This is a genomic window from Flavobacterium glycogeni (genome assembly GCF_048286775.1).
Classification (GTDB): domain Bacteria; phylum Bacteroidota; class Bacteroidia; order Flavobacteriales; family Flavobacteriaceae; genus Flavobacterium.
In genome coordinates this window covers 307780-327795 of record NZ_JBLVPV010000001.1, presented here as the reverse complement: position 1 = coordinate 327795, position 20016 = coordinate 307780, and the positions used below count along the sequence as shown (strand labels likewise).

Annotated in this window: 20 protein-coding genes and 1 other RNA gene; 14 read left to right on the top strand and 7 right to left on the bottom strand. The window is 33.3% G+C overall.

Features of this window, described 5'->3' with window-relative positions:
- On the bottom strand, positions 1–2456 hold a 2456-nt coding region (locus tag ACNQGX_RS01480; RefSeq protein WP_417973370.1), incomplete at its 3' end, for an immunoglobulin domain-containing protein.
- A gap of 505 nt (positions 2457–2961) precedes the next feature.
- Between ACNQGX_RS01480 and ACNQGX_RS01475 the strand changes: the two genes are divergently transcribed.
- From ACNQGX_RS01475 to ACNQGX_RS01455, 5 genes are all read left to right on the top strand, one after another.
- Positions 2962–3447 carry a SixA phosphatase family protein gene (locus tag ACNQGX_RS01475; RefSeq protein WP_417973368.1) on the top strand — a complete coding sequence of 162 codons (486 nt, stop codon included), beginning with the start codon at positions 2962–2964 and terminating at the stop codon, positions 3445–3447.
- Positions 3444–5531, top strand: a complete 2088-nt coding sequence (gene ppk1 / locus ACNQGX_RS01470; protein ID WP_417973366.1) for a polyphosphate kinase 1 — start codon at positions 3444–3446, stop codon at positions 5529–5531. The genes ACNQGX_RS01475 and ppk1 overlap by 4 nt, the downstream gene beginning before the upstream one ends.
- Positions 5532–5634: 103 nt before the next feature.
- Positions 5635–6525 (top strand): Ppx/GppA phosphatase family protein, encoded by an 891-nt coding sequence (locus ACNQGX_RS01465; protein ID WP_417973364.1) that lies wholly within the window; start codon positions 5635–5637, stop codon positions 6523–6525.
- Between the two features lie 132 nt (positions 6526–6657).
- Positions 6658–7215, top strand: coding sequence for a Crp/Fnr family transcriptional regulator (locus tag ACNQGX_RS01460; protein WP_417973362.1), 558 nt, complete (start codon positions 6658–6660; stop codon positions 7213–7215).
- 63 nt (positions 7216–7278) lie between these two features.
- Positions 7279–7857, top strand: coding sequence for an NAD(P)H-dependent oxidoreductase (locus tag ACNQGX_RS01455; RefSeq protein ID WP_417973360.1), 579 nt, complete (start codon positions 7279–7281; stop codon positions 7855–7857).
- Between the two features lies 1 nt (position 7858).
- Here ACNQGX_RS01455 and ACNQGX_RS01450 read toward each other — a convergent pair whose 3' ends face one another.
- The 4 genes from ACNQGX_RS01450 to ACNQGX_RS01435 form a co-directional block, all read right to left on the bottom strand.
- Complete coding sequence (locus tag ACNQGX_RS01450; RefSeq protein ID WP_235831761.1) at positions 7859–8242, bottom strand: DNA polymerase III; 384 nt, start codon at positions 8240–8242, stop codon at positions 7859–7861.
- A gap of 296 nt (positions 8243–8538) precedes the next feature.
- On the bottom strand, positions 8539–9624 hold the full coding sequence (gene dnaX, locus ACNQGX_RS01445; protein WP_417973358.1) for a DNA polymerase III subunit gamma/tau: 1086 nt from the start codon (positions 9622–9624) through the stop codon (positions 8539–8541).
- Between the two features lie 302 nt (positions 9625–9926).
- Complete coding sequence (locus ACNQGX_RS01440; protein ID WP_417973356.1) at positions 9927–11039, bottom strand: class I SAM-dependent methyltransferase; 1113 nt, start codon at positions 11037–11039, stop codon at positions 9927–9929.
- Positions 11040–11117: 78 nt separating this feature from the next.
- The gene (locus ACNQGX_RS01435) at positions 11118–11426 is read right to left on the bottom strand and encodes a hypothetical protein (protein WP_417973354.1); all 309 of its coding nucleotides are present in this window, start codon (positions 11424–11426) and stop codon (positions 11118–11120) included.
- Between the two features lie 121 nt (positions 11427–11547).
- Between ACNQGX_RS01435 and rnpB the strand changes: the two genes are divergently transcribed.
- An RNA gene (gene rnpB / locus ACNQGX_RS01430) (RNase P RNA component class A) lies at positions 11548–11892 on the top strand.
- Positions 11893–12020: 128 nt separating this feature from the next.
- Positions 12021–12938, top strand: a complete 918-nt coding sequence (locus tag ACNQGX_RS01425) for a ketopantoate reductase family protein (RefSeq protein ID WP_417973352.1) — start codon at positions 12021–12023, stop codon at positions 12936–12938.
- A gap of 15 nt (positions 12939–12953) precedes the next feature.
- Here the strand turns inward: ACNQGX_RS01425 and ACNQGX_RS01420 are convergent, their stop codons facing one another.
- Entirely contained in the window at positions 12954–13547 is a 594-nt protein-coding gene (locus tag ACNQGX_RS01420; RefSeq protein WP_417973350.1) for an RsmD family RNA methyltransferase, read from the bottom strand.
- A complete protein-coding gene (locus tag ACNQGX_RS01415; RefSeq protein WP_417973347.1) occupies positions 13544–14350 on the bottom strand; it encodes a DUF3822 family protein in 807 nt (268 codons plus the stop codon). Before ACNQGX_RS01415 ends, ACNQGX_RS01420 begins: the two co-directional genes overlap by 4 nt.
- A 191-nt stretch (positions 14351–14541) precedes the next feature.
- Between ACNQGX_RS01415 and ACNQGX_RS01410 the strand changes: the two genes are divergently transcribed.
- The 7 genes from ACNQGX_RS01410 (at position 14542) to kdsB (ending at position 20015) form a co-directional block, all read left to right on the top strand.
- Complete coding sequence (locus ACNQGX_RS01410; protein WP_417973345.1) at positions 14542–15963, top strand: ATP-dependent DNA helicase; 1422 nt, start codon at positions 14542–14544, stop codon at positions 15961–15963.
- Positions 15964–16073: 110 nt separating this feature from the next.
- Positions 16074–16904, top strand: a complete 831-nt coding sequence (ygiD, locus tag ACNQGX_RS01405; RefSeq protein WP_417973343.1) for a 4,5-DOPA-extradiol-dioxygenase — start codon at positions 16074–16076, stop codon at positions 16902–16904.
- An 83-nt stretch (positions 16905–16987) separates the two neighbouring features.
- Positions 16988–17488 (top strand): hypothetical protein, encoded by a 501-nt coding sequence (locus tag ACNQGX_RS01400; protein WP_417973341.1) that lies wholly within the window; start codon positions 16988–16990, stop codon positions 17486–17488.
- A 53-nt stretch (positions 17489–17541) separates the two neighbouring features.
- Complete coding sequence (locus ACNQGX_RS01395; RefSeq protein ID WP_417973339.1) at positions 17542–18222, top strand: GNAT family N-acetyltransferase; 681 nt, start codon at positions 17542–17544, stop codon at positions 18220–18222.
- Between the two features lie 165 nt (positions 18223–18387).
- Positions 18388–18678, top strand: a complete 291-nt coding sequence (locus tag ACNQGX_RS01390) for a type II toxin-antitoxin system TacA family antitoxin (protein WP_131916559.1) — start codon at positions 18388–18390, stop codon at positions 18676–18678.
- Positions 18675–19178, top strand: a complete 504-nt coding sequence (locus tag ACNQGX_RS01385; protein ID WP_417973337.1) for a GNAT family N-acetyltransferase — start codon at positions 18675–18677, stop codon at positions 19176–19178. The genes ACNQGX_RS01390 and ACNQGX_RS01385 overlap by 4 nt, the downstream gene beginning before the upstream one ends.
- 111 nt (positions 19179–19289) lie before the next feature.
- Positions 19290–20015 carry a 3-deoxy-manno-octulosonate cytidylyltransferase gene (gene kdsB, locus ACNQGX_RS01380; protein ID WP_417973335.1) on the top strand — a complete coding sequence of 242 codons (726 nt, stop codon included), beginning with the start codon at positions 19290–19292 and terminating at the stop codon, positions 20013–20015.
- Position 20016: the final 1 nt, after the last annotated feature.

The window sequence follows — 20016 nt, the reverse complement described above, 5'->3', positions numbered from 1 at the left end:
GTTGCAGGGCTTGCCGGAGTCGGAGAAAGTGAGTTTCCGCAATTGTCCGTTACTGTCGGCAATTGAATGGTGGAAGCCACAGCCGAAGCCACACAAGCTACAGTTGAACCGGCAGGCTCAATTGTAGTGAATGGTTCGCGTTCGATAGTGTAAGTATAGACAAAATCCTGAGAGTTTCCTTCACAATCGGTATACGTGTAAGTGAAGGTTTTAGTTCCTTCGCATCCATCATAAGTTCCACCAGTTGCAGGGCTTGCCGGAGTCGGAGAAAGCGTGTTTCCGCAATTGTCTGTTACAGTCGGCAATTGAATGGTGGAAGTCACGGCCGAAGCCACACAAGCTACAGTTGAACCGGCAGGCGCAATTGTAGTGAATGGTTCGCGTTCGATAGTGTAAGTATAGACAAAATCCTGAGAGTTTCCTTCACAATCGGTATAGGTGTAAGTGAAGGTTTTAGTTCCTTCGCATCCATCATAAGTTCCACCAGTTGCAGGGCTTGCCGGAGTCGGAGAAAGCGTGCTTCCGCAATTGTCCGTTACTGTCGGTAATTGAATGGTGGAAGTCACGGCCGAAGCCACACAAGCTACAGTTGAACCGGCAGGCGCAATTGTAGTGAATGGTTCGCGTTCGATAGTGTAAGTATAGACAAAATCCTGAAAGTTTCCTTCACAATCGGTATAGGTGTAAGTGAAGGTTTTAGTTCCTTCGCATCCATCATAAGTTCCTCCAGTTACAGGACTTGCCGGAGTCGGAGAAAGTGTGTTTCCACAATTGTCCGTTACTGTGGGCAATTGAATGGTGGAAGTCACAGCCGAAGCTACACAAGCTACAATTGAACCGGCAGGCGCAATTGTTGTGAATGGTTCGCGTTCGATAGTGTATGTATAAGTCCAGTAACTAAAATTCCCACTTGAATCAGTATATTTATATTTATATTCTCTAGTTCCTTCACATGTTAAAGGATTTGGAGTATCTGTTGTTGAGAAAAGTACTCCATTAATTGTCCCAGAACAATTATCAGTAGCATTTGGTGGTGTAGGAGCAGTTGCGGCTGAAATACATGAAACAGTACTAGAACTATTTGTAGCATTTACTACAGGTGCTACAGTATCCTCAACGCTAACTGTAGAAGATGCAGAAGTCTGTTCACATGAAGTTACTCCATTTGTTATTTTTACTTTATAATCTCCATTGGCTGTAACAACAAGTGTTGATGCTGTTTGCCCACTAATAATTACATCGTTTTTATACCAAACATAACTCGGTGAAACGGCATTTGTATTGGCAGTTAATGTAGTCGTTAAACAAGCAGTTAGTATACCGGTAATGGTTGCTGTTGGCAATGGAGTGATGGTTGCTGTCACGGCAGTTCTGGCAGATGTGCAAGAATTATTTGTTGCATCAACATAATAAGTTGTAGTCGATGTAATACTTGGAGTTGTATAAGAATTTCCAGTTGCTAAAGGTGAGCCACCGATTGCATCTGTATACCAGTTAATGGTTCCCGCAGAAGCGGTTGCTCCCAGTGTTACAGAACCTGTTCCACAATGAGCTGAGGGTGTAGTTCCGGTGACTGTTGGCAAACTACCTACCGTAATGTTAAAGGAGCAAGTTTTCGTTTTAACTACACCGCTTGGACTTGTATACGTCGCGACATATTGTAAATTATGTGATCCAATCGGATAAAAACCGGTATTTGGTCCTGTAACAGAAAAGTCAATACCTGCAGAACAGCCATCGTCATTTAAAATAGCTTTAACTGCAATAACTGTATCTCCTTTGTTTGCATTTTTTGGTTCTGAACCGGTATAATGGAAAATAAATTTCAGCCTATAAACTCCTGTTGTATGAGTTGTGGTACCGATACCTGCATCAAAATCAGCAGCCCAACTATATGTTGAAGTACTGCTGGTTACTGATTGAACGGATAAGGGGATATCAGGATGTGTTGCGTCACCCACTAAAACCAATTGAACAGAATAAGTTCCATCACTATACCTTGCGTCTATAGAAACATTAGTGTCATCTTCAATTATTAGATAAGGCGTAGTTATCTTAGAATCTTTTGAACCATCACCATCGCTTCCTGAAAATAATTTTATGTGTCCACCATTGCCTCCAACTCTTGAAATATAATTAAAATCCCAACATTCGGAACTTAATAATGACTCATTTAATTCAAATAACATTTGGAAATTGGCATTTGGATTCGAACCTACCGAACAAGTTTGGGATATTGTAGGCGTAGTCCAAGTAAAATTAGCCCCGGATTGACCATTAACAATCGTATTGGCACATTTAAATTGGTCTGGAGGACAATTGGTAATACTAATACAAGCATCACCATTTACAACATCTGTAGATTGTTGGGCATAAATATTATCTAAATCAAAAATTATTGTTGTAAACACCAATATTAATGAAGTAACGAACTTTAAAAAAGTAATTTTTTTCATGATTTCTTATTTAATTTGGGACAAAAAACAAAACATTTATATAAATTAGATTTTTTTTTCTTAGATGTTTAAATATCAATATGATACGCTAAACTAACTACAATGATTTAATTATAATTTTTTTTCCTACCAATAACCTAAATACTCGTTGAAATGACATTTTTTGTTAAAAAAAAATTAAAAAAAGGTGTTCATCTGACTTTTTTATGATAGCTTTTGATCTTTTTAATTCTATTGTAGTTTTTTTAAATAAAACTTTAACATTTCAAATCTATATTTTAAATTAATATTAACAAATAAAAAGCAAGATAAAACACTTAAGCAGTTGATTATCTGTGATTTTGTGTTATTTCTTTGTAAGAATAATATTATTTTAATATGCTAATTTGTATTTTATTTATCGGATTAATAGTTAAATAAAAAAGTACATTTAGAATATATTTTTGTAAATTGGATCTTAATTCTTGAACTATTTGCTAATTGATTACATAATTATTTTTTCATTATGAAAAACCTAATATTAGTACGGCATGCAAAATCAAGTTGGGAAGTTCCAATGCATGATAAAGATCGTGGTTTGACTTGTCAAGGAATGAAAGATGCTCATCTTGTTTCTACTCATGCAAAAAAATTTATTCCCAAAACGTATATTATTTGGGCAAGTTCTGCAAAAAGAGCTACAAACACAGCGTTAATTTTTGCTCAAAATTTAGCCTATCCTATAGAAAGTATCGTTTACAAAGACGACCTTTATACCTTTGATGAAAAGAAACTGGAGGAAATTATTAAATCATGCAGTAATCTTTTCGAAAGTGTTATTGTTTTCGGACATAATGGTGCAATTACAAATTTTGTTAATAAATTTGGGGATGATTATATTGATAATATTCCTACAAGTGGTTTTGTATCCTTGAAATTTGATACCGATGATTGGAAAAAAATTAAAAAAGGTAAAATAAAAAAAATAATATTTCCCAAAGATTTAAGATGAATAAAGTATTAGAATATAAATATATTGATAGAGAAAAAAGTTGGTTAGCTTTCAACGCCAGAGTACTTCAAGAGGCTGGTGATAATTCAGTTCCACTATTAGACAGACTGCGATTTTTAGGTATTTTTTCGAATAATTTAGATGAGTTTTTTAGAGTTCGTTTTGCAGCCATTAGACGATTAAGTCTGACAGGGATAACCGGAGAAAAGTATCTCGGAGGTATTTCTGCGCAGCAATTAGTAAAAGATATTACTGAAATTGTAATCCAGCAACAATCAGAAAGTTTACGGATATTAAATATTATTGAAACGGAACTAGAGACTAAAAATATATTTATTATCACTGAAAATGATATCACAATTGAGCAAGAAATCTTTTTGAAAGACTTTTTTATTCAAAAATTAAGTCCTGAATTAGTAACTATAATTTTGAATGACTTAGCGGAGTTCCCCGTATTGAAAGACACTTCGGGTTATTTAGCCATTAAACTGGTTATGAATCAAAATTCAGAAGTTCGTTATGCCGTTATTGAAATTCCAAAAACAATCAACCGTTTTGTTGTTTTACCATCTAATAATGAAAAACAATATATTATACTTCTGGATGATGTCATCAGACATAATTTAAGCAGTATTTTTAATATTTTTGACTACAAAAGTGTTTCTGCACACATGATAAAAATTACCAGAGATGCTCAACTTGACATCGATAGTGATTTAAGTAAAAGTATGATTGAAAAAATATCATTGAGTGTTAAAGACCGTAGAATTGGTGAACCGGTGCGTTTTATCTATGACCAATTAATAGAAGAAGATACCTTGCAATTTTTTCTTGATAAAATGAAAATTGTTTCTACTGACAGCATTATTCCTGGCGGAAGATACCACAACAGACGCGACTACATGAATTTTCCAAATCTGGGTCGATTTGATTTATTATACAAAACGAATGATCCTTTGCCAATTCCAGGATTAAGTCTTGAAGGAAGTATGTTAGAAAAAATAAGTGAAAGAGATTATTTATTAAATGCACCTTATCAATCCTTTTCTTATCTCACTAAGTTTTTGCGTGAAGCGGCATTAGATCCAAAAGTAACTTCGATAAAAATTACGTTATATCGATTGGCAAAAAATTCTCAAATTATTAGTTCACTGATAAATGCGGCCAAAAATGGAAAAAAAGTAACCGTTCAAATCGAATTGCAAGCTCGTTTTGATGAAGCTTCTAATATTTCCTATGCTGAGCAAATGCAAACGGAAGGTATTGAACTAATTTTTGGAATAAAAGGATTAAAAGTACACAGTAAAATATGTGTTATTGAAAGAAATGAAAATAATAAAATAAAGCGATACGGTTTTATTTCAACAGGAAATTTCAATGAATCGACAGCAAAAGTGTACACTGACGTAACTCTTTTTACGAGCCATCAACAAATTCTGAAAGATATTATGCGAATATTTGAGTTTTTTGACATCAATTATAGAGTGCATCGCTACAAACATCTCATTGTTTCCCCGCATTATACCAGATCTCGATTTATAAAATTAATTGATAGAGAGATTACTCATGCATTAGCAGGAAGAAAAACGCATATAAAGCTTAAAATGAATAGTTTGTCTGATTTTGAAATGATAGATAAACTATATGAAGCCAGTAGAGCAGGAGTGAAAATTCAACTCGAAGTTAGAGGGATTTGTTCACTGATACCGGGAATTCCCGGAATGAGCGATAATATAGAAGCTATAAGTATAGTCGATAATTATTTAGAGCATTCCAGAATTTATATTTTTGGAAATGCAGGACAAACGGAAGTTTATATTTCATCAGCAGATTTTATGACCAGAAATTTGGATGGTCGTGTTGAAGTTACCTGTCCAATATACGATCAGGAAATAAAAAATGAGTTAATTGATAACTTCGATATAGGTTGGAAAGGGAATGTAAAGGCCCGTTATCATTCTTATAAATTAGATAATAAATATAGAATTCGAAATCATAATCCTGTTTTTAGGGCACAATTAGAAACCTATAAATACTATCAAAGCAAAGTGGAGTTAGAATCAAAAACAGAAGAAATAGTATAATTATTTGTTCAAATCTAATTTAATATTTTCATTAATTTTTTGATTTTAGAATTAATAGATTAGACAAATTAATTACTAAAAGCATAAACGAATCAAATCCAAAATGATTAAAATAAAAAAATATGCAGCAATCGATATTGGCTCTAATGCCATGCGTTTATTGATTGTAAATATTGTAGAACAAGAAGGAAAAGAATCACAGTTTAATAAAAGTTCGTTAGTGCGTGTTCCAATTCGTCTAGGTCAGGATGCCTTTACAGTGGGTGAAATTTCTGATGAGAATATGGAAAGAATGTGCGATGCCATGAAAGCTTTTAATCTTTTGATGAAGGTGCATAAAGTGGAACGTTATATGGCTTTTGCAACTTCAGCCATGCGCGAAGCCTATAACGGTAAGGAAGTTGTTGCTTTAATAAAGAAAAAAGCCGATATAAAAATAGAAATTATTGATGGAAAAAAAGAAGCCGCTATAATTGCTTCTACTGATTTGCATCATCTGTTGAAAACTGATGAAACCTATCTTTTTGTAGATGTTGGTGGTGGAAGTACTGAGTTTACCTTATTCTCTAATGGCAAAATGATAAACTCAAGATCATTCAAAGCAGGAACTGTACGCTTATTAAATGACATGGTATGCGATGTAGTATGGGATGAAATTGAAAAATGGATTAAAACAAATACGGAAGAATACGATGAAGTCACTTTAATAGGTTCTGGTGGAAATATTAATAAGTTATTCAAGATGTCCGGAAAGATTCAGGAAAAGCCATTATCTTATATCTATATGAATTCTCAGTATGCTTTCCTGAATTCACTTTCGTACGAACAAAGGATTTCAGAATTAGGATTGAATCCGGATCGTGCCGATGTAATTATTCCCGCGACAAGAATTTATCTGAATGCAATGAAATGGAGTGGTGCCAGACATATATATGTTCCTAAAATAGGGCTTTCAGATGGTATTGTAAAAGCCATGTATTACGGTAAAATTTAGTTATCTATTCTATTGTTGCCCTGATTTGGTTAATTCCAGATAAAAGAATCGAAAGAATTTTTAAGTAGTTATTCTTATTACAAATGATTTCCTAATATTGTTAAGGTAAATCAGATTTATTAAAAACAACAAATGAAATCCATATTCAAATCATTACAACTGCTCCCCGAAAATGAATTAAATAAATTAGATGCGTTATTAACGGAACGGAAACTCAAAAAAGGAGATTTTTTAATTCGAGAAAATCAAATTTGCAATGAAATTGTTTTCATAAAATCAGGTGTTTTACGTTCCTTTTTTTTAAATAATAAAGGAAATGAAATAACAAATTGTATCACTTTTGAGAATGAATTTATGGCCGCTTTTGCTAGTTTTATCACTAGAAAACCAACGGAAGAAAATATTCAGGCAATTTTTGATACTGAATTGCAAATTATTAGCCATGAAAATTTAGAACTACTTTATAAAAACAGTATTCATTGGCAAGAAGCAGGTAGAAAAATAGCTGAAATGGAATATGTCACATTACAACAACGAATGGTATCTTTTCAAAAATTGACAGGAAAAGAACGTTATGAAGAATTATTTAGGCTTCATAAAAAATACATTCAGCTTATTCCATTACACAATTTGGCTTCTTTTTTAGGAATAACCCCAAGACATTTAAGTCGGATTCGAAAAGCGATTTAATTATAGGACATTTGTCTTGTAGCTATGTTTTTTTTATGGGGTATTTTTGTCCAAAATATAAACATGAAAAAAATTCTTATTATAAATGGACATCCAAACCCGTCGAGTTTTAATTATGCATTAGCGGAGTATTACAAAAATGGAGCGATTCAATCAGGTGCACAGGTAGATATGATTACAATTGCTACTTTAAAATTTAATCCTAATTTACAATTTGGCTATCAAAAGCGAATTGAATTAGAGGAAGATTTAATTGAATCTTGGGAAAAAATTAAAATTGCTGATCATTTAGTTTGGATTCATCCGGTTTGGTGGGGTGGTTTACCTGCAATTACAAAAGGCTTTATTGATCGTCTTTTTTTGCCGGGAATGGCTTTTAAATACAGAGAAAATTCAGTTTGGTGGGATAAACTTTTAAAAGGAAAAACAGCACACATTATTACCACATTAGATCAACCCGGTTGGTATTACAGATTGTTTTTTGGAAGACCAAGTGTAAATCAATTAAAGAAATCAACTTTAGAATTTTGTGGAATAAAACCAGTTAAAGTCAGTTATATTGGAGTCATAAAAACTTCTGATGAAAAGCAAAGAGAAAACTGGTTGCGAAAAGTTTTTCAATTTGGTTTAAAAAACAAATAATTTACGCATCTAAATCTAATCCAAATGTTGTTCGTAACAGTTCAATATTTGGATTTATTTCATGGAGTCTATTGTATCGGTCTTGGTCATTAAAGCTTCTTTTGTTTTCAAAACTCTCATTCACAATAACTTCTATTGTAATATCATGATTGTGTAAATGACCTTTTAAATGTCCTAAAAGTCCGTTTAGTTCTTTTTCAAAATCTAATTTAGAACCTTCATTAGGCAATTCAATTGAGATGGCTGTTCCATCTAGTTTAGGATCGTTGATAAGTAATAACGACTCCATGATTTTATACCCTTTATCTCCTAAACGTTGCGCATATTTATTCCATTGCAACAACATTTCAGTTTCTGTAAAAGATTCAGTCGGCAAATGAAGCACTTCTTTTACAATTCCTTTATTGCTTTCTTCTAATGCTTTTTTGGCACGAATACTCGATAATGAAAATGCAGAAATCTTTGGCTCGCTTGCTAAATGGTTTGTAGTTTGTGGTTTATGGTTTATGGTTTCAATTGGTGCAACGACACTATTTGGCTGTTCGGGTTTGGCAATTGAAATTTGATTTTTGCTATTGTCATTGTTATTGCCATTGCTATTGCCATTGCCATTTTCATTGCCATTGTTTTTTGGAATTTCTACTATTGAGTAATCATTCTTCCTATAATAAGTAGGTGGAATTATAAATTGCTCAACTTTTTTTTTTCTCCATCATAAGTGATAGAGGCTAGTTGCATCAAACAAAGTTCAACAAGAAGTCGTTGATTTTGGCTTAGTTTGTATTTCAAATCACAATCGTTTGCAATTTCGATTCCTTTCAAAAGAAAGTCTTGACTGCATTTTTGCGCTTGGATACCATACATTTGTTGCGCTTGTTCCCCAACTTCTAATAATGACAGCGTAGCAGGTGTTTTCGAAACCAATAAATCTCTAAAATGGGAAGCCAATCCCGATACAAAATGATGCGCATCAAATCCTTTGGCAAGAATATCATTGAAAGCGATTAATAATTCCGGAATTTTGTTTTCCAGAATCAAATCGGTGATGTTGATGTAGGTTTCATAATCCAACACATTCAAGTTCTCCGTAACGGCCTGACGTGTTAAATCTTTTCCACAAAAAGAAACTACTCGGTCAAAGATTGACAAAGCATCTCGCATCGCGCCATCTGCTTTTTGAGCAATAATATGCAAAGCGTCATCTTCAAAATTAACCCCTTGACTGGTGGCCACTTCTGCAAGATGTTCTTTAGCATCTTTTACAGTGATTCTTTTGAAATCAAATATCTGACAACGAGAAAGTATCGTTGGAATAATTTTATGTTTTTCGGTCGTAGCCAATATAAAAATGGCATGTTTTGGCGGTTCTTCCAATGTTTTCAAGAAAGCATTGAAAGCTGCCGAAGACAACATGTGAACCTCATCAATAATGTATACTTTGTATTGTCCCGTTTGTGGCGGAATACGCACTTGGTCTATTAAATTCCTGATATCATCCACAGAATTGTTGGAAGCTGCATCTAATTCGAAAACATTAAAGGCAAAATCTTCATTTGGATCGTCATATCCCGGCTGATTTATTTTTCGAGCCAAAATACGGGCGCAAGTAGTTTTTCCAACGCCACGAGGTCCTGTGAATAATAGGGCAGAAGCAAGGTGATTGCTTTCTATGGCATTCAATAAAGTATTGGTAATGGCTTTTTGCCCTACAACATCTTTAAATGTTTGAGGACGATATTTACGGGCCGATACAACAAATTGTTCCATAGAATTTTTATTCGAAAGCAAATATAGGTTTTAATTTAAAGATGGAAAAATTTAAGTATTGAAAGATTTTATAATTTTTTAAATGGTTTTTTGTTCCCGAATTTCTAGTCTGGATAGTCCCGAATTTTCGGGAGAAATCCTTTTCTTGTTTTTCTTTAAAACAAGAAAAGATTACTTCACAATACTTTTATTTTAATTGGAGTTCAGTGAATTTCATTTGTAATGAATAGCTGGAAATAGCTCCCAATTAAATTGTAATTTCAAAAAAATAAAGTATTTCTAAATCTGATTGAATCGTTATTTCAACTAAAAACGGTTCTTGAAGAATTTAAAAATTTCAAACCTGATAATGGATATTCTGGAACTCCTTTTTGTTGTATTAATACTTTGAATTTCGTTCCCATATCAAACAATAGTCTGTAATTCATTAATGCTTCATGGGCTGCCAATTGCAAATTATCCTTATTTTTAAGTAAAGCAATATTTTGATATTCTTTAATACCGAGAGCTAATAAAAAAGGTGCTTGATCCACGATACCACAACAATCTAGTCCGTTTTGCGTGCCCCAATGCGATATAGCAGAGAAATTGGTATGAGATGTAATGTCTTGTTCTCCAATAAATAGATAAGGATTGTCGTTTTTGTGATGCTTGTGATAACACAATAATGTACCGCAACTCCTGTGGTTGTGGTATAATTCAGCCGACAAAGAACCGTAATCTATGGTAATTACATACCCTTTTTGTAAGGATTGTGAAACTTCTTTTATCCAAGATACCGCTTCCAAATTGACTTCCGTGCGAAATCCTTTTGGCAGTTGAACATTTAATGTTTCAAAATAATGGGTGAGTTCTTTTTTTGCAGGTTTCAAAATTTCTATGAAATCCTCTTTATAGTCTACAAAGACTTCCTGAAGTTGTTCTTCCATAATTACCTGATGCACCGCAAAATTATCAACCAGTTCATTCGATAAAATACAACCGTTAATTTCAGGGATATCTTGGATTGAATTGTACCAACTTACTTTTTCATGCAAATGTTTTTTTTCAATTTCACGCATGCTGACACTTTTTTCGATGATACAATAGGTTAAACTATCATACAAAGGGGGATTATTCTTGAGATAATCTAAAATATCATGACATAATAAACCGGTTCCAGCGCCATATTCAACAATCGTAAAAGGTTTTTTTTCTAAAATCTCCCACATTTCTTCGATTTGACGTCCTATCATGGCTCCAAAGTCGGCAGAAATATAAGGGCTGGTGTAAAAATCGCCATTGGATCCTATCTTGTCCTGTATAGAATTATAATATCCCAATTCAGGATGATACAATGCCATTTCCATAAAATCCCGAAAAGAGATTGGTCCTTCTTTTTTGATTCGTTCTATTATTATTTCGGATAACAGCATAGAACTTAAATAATTAATTTTTTGGGAAACCTTAAAATGAAGTTGTTGTTGTTTAAAAAAAAGAGGACTATACGGCAACTAGAGTTTGCATTGCCCGCTACTTTCTATGCATAATTTTTCCAAAACAAGTGCAGCATCATTATCAGAATTTGCCGAAAAACCAGCTACAAAAACTCCATTTTCGCCTGAATCAGAGCTGATGCCATATACCACCGATTCCTCTCCAGGATCAGTATCCCCTTCGTAGCGATACACGTGTTTTACTTCATATTTATGCGGATTTGCTTTAATATCATCTTGATGAATATTAAAATCATAGGTGAAACCTTTTTCTTTTAGATCTTCTAAGGCTTCTAAAACTGTGGTATAATGGTACGTTGGCTTCATGATTAATGGAAGATTAATTGTTAATTATAAAGATAACTAATTTATTACTAAGTCGTTGTGAAATGGATGTTAAAGTAAATAATCTAAAACTGAGATACATCAAAAAATGTTGTAATTTCGCACCGCAGACCGCCTTATCGCCGTTTTGAGTAATCAAGAGGGAGGAAAGTCCGGACACCATAGGGAAGCATAGCGGGTAACCCCCGTCGGTTTACTCTGAATTTATTTCAGAGTCGATTAGGACAAGTGCAACAGAAAGTATGTACAGGTAATGCTGTAGTGAAACCAGGTAAACTCTATGCGGTGAAATATCAAGTATATCAGCATTTAAGGGCTTCTCGTCCGTTGTTGAAGGGTAGATAGCTTGAGTCCCGAAGTAATTCGGGATCTAGATAAATGATAAGGCTCCGTCCCGATAGCTATCGGGATTCGGAGACAGAATCCGGCTTATAGGTCTGCATTTTTTTATTAAAAGATTTAATAAGATTAAAGGATTGTGAAATCTAAAAGAGAACCATTAAGAAATTAAGTTTCATTAAGTCCCAAGGCTTAATTTTCTAAATTTCTTAATGGTTTATTTTTTAAATAGTAGTTATGAAAACAAGAATTGGGATTTTAGGACTCGGAGGAGTAGGTGGTTATTTCGGAGGGTTATTAGCCAAAGCTTATTTTGACTCAGATACAATTGAAATTGTATGTATTGCCCGTGGCGAAACTCAAAAAGCAGTAGCTCAAAACGGATTGAAAATCATTTTAGACGAAAGTGAAATGACTGTTTTTCCGAATTTAGTTTCGAATAATCCAGATGAAATTGGGAAACTCGATTACCTTATTTGTGCGACTAAAACCTATGATATTGAAAGTAGTTTTGAATCCATAAAAAACTGCATTGCGCCAAACACGATAATCCTGCCTTTATATAATGGTGTCGATGCCACGGAACGCATACAAATAGTATTTCCTGAAAATGTTGTTTTGCAAGGTTGTGTGTATATTGTTTCGATGATTGTTACTCCGGGAATTATCAAGAAAATTGGCCCTTACGAAAAACTATTCTTTGGTTCTAAAAATGCTCCGGTTTCTAAATTGAAGGAATTGCAATCTATTTTCGAAAAAGCAAGTATCGAAAGTTATCTTGTAGAAAATAGTGAAGAAACAGTTTGGGAGAAGTTCATTTTTATTTCAGCTCTGGCTTCAGCAACTTCGTATTTGAATCAAAACATTGGAGGGATTTTAAATAATCCTGAAAATAAAGCAGTTTATATTTCATTGTTAAATGAGATTACTGCTGTCGCTTCCGCAAAAGGGTTAGCGTTGCCAAATGATATTGTTGCCCAAACGATTATTAAATTGGAGAAATCGCCACAAGACGCCACTTCATCGATGCACAGAGATTTGTTGGCAAATCGAAAAACAGAAGTGAATTCCTTAACAGAATATGTGGTAAAAGAAGGTTTGAAATATGGTGTTGCTACTCCAATATATAAAAAAATATTGGAGAAACTATCTTAAAAAAAATAACTAAAATTATTCTTCTTCACCATCGTTTTGGTCTGATTCATTTTCAGAATCTTCCTCTTTATTCCCTATTTCGAAGAAACTAAAAATAGAACCACCGTAACTTTTCTGAAATGAAAAATGAATCATGTGATCCAATTTGGTATATTTTGAATGCTCGATTACCATCATTCCATCTTCATTTAGCAATTCCTTTTCGAAAATTAATAAAACAATTTTTTCAAAAGTTTTTTGATCCAATGCATAAGGCGGATCTGCGAAAATAATATCATAAGACGTTTTACATCTTTCTAAATAGGTGAAAACATCACTTTTAGTGGCTGCAATATTAAAATCATATTCAGCTGCAACTTGTTTGATGAATTTTACACAACCAAAATCGCCATCAACAGATGTAATCGGCGTGCTTCCTCTTGAGGCAAATTCATAACTGATATTTCCGGTTCCTGCGAATAAATCCAATATTTTAAGCCCTTCAAAACTGAAATGGTTGTTCAAAACATTGAATAATGCTTCTTTAGACATATCGGTTGTGGGACGAACGGGTAACCCTTTTGGTGGAAAAATGCGTCTTCCTTTGTATTTTCCTGAAATGATTCTCATGAGTTGAAAAGTATAAAATGATTTCTGTTTTCGGCCTCAGAAAAATAATTGTTCCATCGCAAATCTTCCACATCTATGAGGGAAACGTTGCGAATGTATTTGTAAGCGATTTTGAAATAATCACTTTCGGTATCAATATTTCCGATTAATTCCAATAGGAAGTTTTCGGGATTTAAGTTCAATTGTTCAGCCGTGAATAATATGTAATACAAGAAATCTTCCGGCGTGTTGTAATCAAAAGAATTGAAAAGGAGTAATTTTTGGTTCTGAACTACAATAACTTCAAAATGACCTGTATTAATATGTACAAACATTTTTTTCTCATCCTTATTTTTGGAAGCAACCAATAATTTGGAAACCAAAATACTGTTCGCATGTTTGTAATCGAAAGTACCAAATTGATCAATAAAAAAATTATTGATATTCACATACGGAATATAAACCGCATTCATTTGATAATTTGGAATTTCATCAAAAGCGAAAAAATCGGTTTCAAAAACCTTAGTATTATATTGCAAATAACTGCCTAAAAAATTCTCGTCAAATAACGGTTCCGGTACAAAAGTAGAAAGGTTGTTATTGTGAATCACTAGAATTTCATCATAGGAATCTTTTAATTCCGGATGATCCCTGAAAGCATCAGCAAACAAATCTTCAATTTTTGTGGCTTTATGAAAGGTCTCAAAATGCACTTCGTTAAATGAAATTACGGTATTATTTAGCGTATCAAAACAACAAAAAGAAAGTCCCGTCAAGGAAACTTGAATGGAAAGTTTTTTATATTTTTTTTCGGCTATGTTCATAATACTATTGATTTTTTCAACAACGCAAACTTACAAATTTAAAAATCAATAACAATTGCAATAGCAAAATTCAATTGCAATGACATTAGCAATGACAATAGCAAAATTCAATGGCAGTAATTGAAAATTGAAATTGCTATTGACATTGAAATTGAAAAAACATTCTTTACTTTGCAGTCAAATAACACGAAATGAATTCCTCCCTGTTCTATAGTCTTTTACAAAAAAAGTTTCCTTTTCAACCCACGTATAAACAGGATATTTTTTTTCAAAAAATAGCGATTTTTTTAACCGAAACCGATAATAAAACCATCTTCGTATTAAAAGGATATGCCGGGACAGGAAAAACAACCGTGATTTCTACGATTGTAAACAGTTTATTGGACATTAATAAAAAGTATGTTTTGTTGGCGCCAACGGGTCGTGCGGCAAAAGTGATTGCCAATTATTCGAACAAACCAGCTTTTACAATTCATAAAAAAATATACTTTCCAAAGAAGTCTTCCGGTGGTGGCGTTTCTTTTACGTTGCTACAAAATAAACACAAGAACACGATTTTTATCGTCGATGAAGCGTCGATGATTTCGGATACGAATTCGGATTCTAAGTTATATGAAAACGGTTCGTTGCTTGATGATTTGATTTCGTATGTGTATTCGGGAACCAATTGCAAAATGATTTTACTGGGTGACACCGCTCAGTTGCCTCCGGTGAATTTGGATATCAGTCCCGCGTTGGATATTCGCACTTTGGGAATGAATTATGATAAGGAAGTAGAACATATTGAGTTGGACGAAGTGATGCGTCAGGAAGAAAATTCCGGGATTTTGCATAACGCCACTGAACTTCGGGAATTATTGAAAGATTCCTTTATAGATGAATTCAAATTTGATGTCAAGAAATTCAAAGATATTGTTCGGTTGACTGATGGTTACGATATTCAGGATGCCATCAATTCCGCCTACAGTAATTATAGTATAGAAGATACTGCCTTTATTGTTCGTTCCAATAAAAGGGCGAATCAATATAATGAGCAAATCAGAACCAAAATCCTCGATAAAGAAAGCGAACTTTCTACAGGTGATTTCCTGATGGTGGTGAAGAACAATTATTTTTGGTTGAAAGATTCTGATGAAGCGGGTTTTATTGCCAATGGTGATATTATCGAAATATTGGAAATTTTCAATATCAAAGAATTGTACGGTTTTAAGTTTGCCAAAGTAAAAATAAGAATGATTGATTACCCCAATCAGATTCCGTTTGAAACCGTTTTATTAATGGATACCATAAAAAGCGAATCGCCATCTTTAACGTATGAGGAATCCAACCGATTGTATCAGGAAGTGTTGAAAGATTACGAAGGCGAAACCAAATTCAAACAATTTCAAAAAGTAAAAGCCAACGAATATTTTAATGGTTTGCAAGTTAAATTTTCATATGCAATAACCTGCCATAAGTCCCAAGGTGGTCAATGGAATACTGTTTTTATAGAACAACCGTATTTGCCGGACGGAATTAATAGAGATTACATCAGATGGTTGTACACCGCGATGACCCGAGCAAAAAATAAATTATATTTGATAGGTTTTAAAGATGAGAATTTTGTAGAGTAAATTTCATAAACATATAAGTCATATAAGCTTAACAATTAAAGTAAAACTTGAATGGCTTATATGGTTTAAAAAATTAATTTGTCTGTTTTAAACTTTTAATTGAATTGGTTATGAATACTTTAAACGACTTACATAAAATTTCAGGTTCTTTTTCGAATACTGAAAAAATGCCAGTACTTTTTTTAGGACACGGCAGCCCGATGAATGCGATTGAAGAAAATCAGTTTGTGACTGGTTTTCGAAATTTGGCTAAAACGTTACCACAACCGAATGCCATTTTGTGTATTTCGGCGCATTGGTTTACCAAAGGTACAAAGGTAACCGCAATGGAAATGCCACGAACGATTCACGACTTTGGAGGTTTTCCTCAAGCGTTGTTCGATGTGCAATATCCTGCAAAAGGAAGTCCGGAATTAGCGATAGAAACCAAACAATTGTTGACACCGGTAGAAGTAGAGCTGGACGAACATTGGGGTCTAGATCACGGTGCTTGGAGTGTCATCAAACATTTATATCCAGAAGCGAATGTTCCCGTGATTCAGTTGAGTATTGATTATACTAAATCCGGACAATACCATTTTGAGTTGGCTCAGAAACTAAGTGCCTTGCGCACCAAAGGAATCCTGATTGTAGGCAGCGGAAATATTGTGCATAATTTGAGATTAGTCGATTATCAAAATTTCGATAAAGATAATTACGGTTACGATTGGGCAATTGAAGCAAGGGAAACGGTAAACCATTATTTAGTGGACGGGAATTTCCAACCGTTGATTGATTTTGAGAAACAAAGCAAAGCATTTCAACTAGCGATTCCTACGCCGGAGCATTATTTGCCTTTGATTTACACGTTGGGATTAAAAGGAAAATCCGAGGAACTGAGTTTGTTTAATGATAAGTTATTGGCGGGTTCGCTGAGTATGACTTCAGTGAAGATTATGTAGGATGTTTTTTGTGAGAATAAAGATTATATTTTATTGATGATATAATAATAATAATAAATTAGTGGTTAGTTAAAAAAATAAAAATGAAGAAAATAATTTGTTTACTATTTCTAATTTCTTTGAAAATATCTTACAGTCAAAATATAAAACTGAATGATATAGAAATTAAAATTTTGAAAATCGATAAATTACAACAACAAAGTAAATTAGAGATTTTAGGAATTGATGATATGAAAACTTGCGGTGGGAATTTGATTGGATACTATTATTTTAACAAATTAGTGCTTTTAATTTCCCAAAATGGTGGAGAGACTGGGACGATAACAAATAAATATTATATTGATAACAATAAAATAATAAAAATTGAGAATTTGGAAGATTATACATTTATAAATAATAATTCAAATACTCACAAACCTAAGACAAAAAATATTATAGAGAAAAAAGAGTTTTACTTTACTCCTGAAATATTTATTGTAAAGAATTTTAAGAAAGAAAAAATAATTACTTATTCTGATGACCAAATAATTACTTGTGGAAAAAATATGATTAAATTACTGAACGAAAGAAAAGCCACAAACTAAATATAAATATCATCATCACTAACCCCAAAACAAACCCTTCAAAACTACTTATTGTGAAAACACAAGACGATAAAAAATTAGATAATCCGGTTTGGTTTTCGTTATCAGAAACGCATCAAAGTTTTGCGGTAGATTATGGCAGTGTAAAATTCTATCATCCGGATTATTGTCCGTTTGGTGGTTTTGAAAAAGGGAATTCGATTGTAAAGTCTATCGATGAATATTCTGCTAAAGTTGATAATTTTTTTATTGTTGGAGAAAAGCCAGAACTTTCAAATCTATTGAAGTTAAATAAAGAATTAGTTTGTCTTCAAATGATTGTTTATGATGCAATCGATATTACAATTAATGATCCAATCGTAAAACTCACTGACGAACATATCGACGCTTTATATGAGTTGGTTAACTTGGTGCAACCGGGTTATTTTAAAAGAAAAACTGCTTTATTAGGCAATTATTATGGGATTTTCAAAAACGATGAACTTGTTGCCGTGACTGGTGAGCGCATGCAAATGAATAATTTTATTGAAGTAAGCGCAGTAGTCACACATCCCAATCATACCGGAAAAGGATACGCCAAACAATTAGTTGCCCATGCTGTAAATGAAATTTTTAACCAAAATAAAACGCCTTATTTACATGTGATTGAAGATAATATAGGAGCAATACAATTATACGAGAAATTAGGATTTGAAATTCGACGTAAAATCAGTTTTTGGAATATCACAAAGTAAATTTAAGTTGAGAATTAAGAACAATTTTGTAAATCCTAAAAACATACTAACTAAGGTTGGAAAGACGGTGATTTAAATTCGTTAGAATAAAAAGTACGGAAATAAACCGTATAATTTATTTTTTATACGGATATTATCCGTATATTTGAAAAAAAATACTGTGTTATGGCAACAAAAACAATTAAAATCGAAAAAGCTAGATTTGATACTAAATTGCCTATTGAACAAAAATTATTGTTCGAAAAAGCCGCACGTCTTGGCGGGTATCGCAATCTAACCGATTTTGTAATTAGTACCGTTCAAATTAAGGCAAAAGAAATTATAAGCGAAAGAGAACAAGTTTTAGCTTCTCAAAGAGATAGCGAAATTTTCTTTGAGGCCATTACGAATCCTAATACTCCAAACCAAGCACTTCAAGCAGCTGCAAATGATTTTAAAGCATTGCTTTCAGAATGAGTCAATTATCCGAAACCCTAAATTCAGGGCATAAAAAAAAGGATTTTTTTTGCGGAAAAGAGATGTTGGATGACTATTTGCAAAAACAAGCCAGCCAGGATGTCCGTAGAAAATTATCGGCCTGTTTTGTTTTGATTGAAAAGGAAACAGGTTTTATATCAGGTTATTACACTTTAGCCAATAATAGTATCTCTTTGGATTTAATTCCTTCCGAATTACAAAAACAATTGCCAAAATCATACACCTCAATTCCAACAGCCTTGCTTGGTAGATTAGCTGTTGATCGGAAATTTCAAGGAAATGGTACCGGGAAACTATTATTGATTGATGCCCTTAAAAGGAGTTATGAATTATCAAAAAGTATTGGTTCTTTTGCAGTAATTGTTGACCCTTTAGATGAGGATGCTGTAAATTTCTACAGTAAATATGGATTTATATCTTTGCCAGATAGTGGCAAAATGTTTTTACCAATGAAAACCATTAGTAGTTTATTTGAATAATAATAAAAGTTGTTGTTTATTAAATCGCACACTAAATTATTTTTAAATGTTTAGTAACAAAAAATAAAACTTTGCTACTTAGTTTATTTGTAGCAAATTAAAAACATAATAATGAAAATAATAGCAGTCATTCCCGCCCGTTACGCTTCGACACGATTTCCAGCTAAACTGATGCAGGATTTAGGAGGAAAAACGGTCATTTTAAGAACCTATGAAGCGGCCATAAACACGCAATTGTTTGATGATGTTTTTGTGGTAACGGATTCGGATTTAATTTTTGATGAAATCGTTTCTCACGGAGGAAAAGCCATTCGAAGCATCAAGGAACATGAATCGGGGAGTGATCGAATTGCGGAAGCAGTCGAAAATCTGGACGTTGATATTGTGATTAACGTGCAGGGAGATGAACCGTTTATAGATGTGGAACCTTTGGCAAAAGTGATTGAAGTTTTTAGAAATGATTTGGATAAAAAAGTGGATTTGGCTTCCTTGATGCGCGAAATCACAAATGAAGAAGACATCAATAATCCCAACAATGTAAAAGTAGTGGTGGATCAAAACGGATTTGCATTGTATTTTTCACGTTCGGTAATTCCTTATCCAAGAGAGAAAAATGTGGGTGTTCGGTACATGCAACACATCGGGATTTATGCTTTTAGAAAACAAGCTTTATTGGATTTTTACAGTTTACCGATGCAATCTTTGGAAGCATCCGAAAAACTGGAGCAATTACGTTATCTCGAATTTGGAAAGCGCATTAAAATGGTCGAAACGACACATGTTGGAATCGGGATTGATACTCCGGAAGATTTAGAAAAAGCCAAAAAAATGTTGTAAT

Coding starts and splice junctions, on each gene's coding strand:
- ACNQGX_RS01475 (WP_417973368.1), top strand. CDS start 2,962: ATGAAAAACCTAATATTAGTACGGCATGCAAAATCAAGTTGGGAAGTT.
- ppk1 (WP_417973366.1), top strand. CDS start 3,444: ATGAATAAAGTATTAGAATATAAATATATTGATAGAGAAAAAAGTTGG.
- ACNQGX_RS01465 (WP_417973364.1), top strand. CDS start 5,635: ATGATTAAAATAAAAAAATATGCAGCAATCGATATTGGCTCTAATGCC.
- ACNQGX_RS01460 (WP_417973362.1), top strand. CDS start 6,658: ATGAAATCCATATTCAAATCATTACAACTGCTCCCCGAAAATGAATTA.
- ACNQGX_RS01455 (WP_417973360.1), top strand. CDS start 7,279: ATGAAAAAAATTCTTATTATAAATGGACATCCAAACCCGTCGAGTTTT.
- dnaX (WP_417973358.1), bottom strand. CDS start 9,624: ATGGAACAATTTGTTGTATCGGCCCGTAAATATCGTCCTCAAACATTT.
- ACNQGX_RS01440 (WP_417973356.1), bottom strand. CDS start 11,039: ATGCTGTTATCCGAAATAATAATAGAACGAATCAAAAAAGAAGGACCA.
- ACNQGX_RS01435 (WP_417973354.1), bottom strand. CDS start 11,426: ATGAAGCCAACGTACCATTATACCACAGTTTTAGAAGCCTTAGAAGAT.
- ACNQGX_RS01425 (WP_417973352.1), top strand. CDS start 12,021: ATGAAAACAAGAATTGGGATTTTAGGACTCGGAGGAGTAGGTGGTTAT.
- ACNQGX_RS01420 (WP_417973350.1), bottom strand. CDS start 13,547: ATGAGAATCATTTCAGGAAAATACAAAGGAAGACGCATTTTTCCACCA.
- ACNQGX_RS01415 (WP_417973347.1), bottom strand. CDS start 14,350: ATGAACATAGCCGAAAAAAAATATAAAAAACTTTCCATTCAAGTTTCC.
- ACNQGX_RS01410 (WP_417973345.1), top strand. CDS start 14,542: ATGAATTCCTCCCTGTTCTATAGTCTTTTACAAAAAAAGTTTCCTTTT.
- ygiD (WP_417973343.1), top strand. CDS start 16,074: ATGAATACTTTAAACGACTTACATAAAATTTCAGGTTCTTTTTCGAAT.
- ACNQGX_RS01400 (WP_417973341.1), top strand. CDS start 16,988: ATGAAGAAAATAATTTGTTTACTATTTCTAATTTCTTTGAAAATATCT.
- ACNQGX_RS01390 (WP_131916559.1), top strand. CDS start 18,388: ATGGCAACAAAAACAATTAAAATCGAAAAAGCTAGATTTGATACTAAA.
- ACNQGX_RS01385 (WP_417973337.1), top strand. CDS start 18,675: ATGAGTCAATTATCCGAAACCCTAAATTCAGGGCATAAAAAAAAGGAT.
- kdsB (WP_417973335.1), top strand. CDS start 19,290: ATGAAAATAATAGCAGTCATTCCCGCCCGTTACGCTTCGACACGATTT.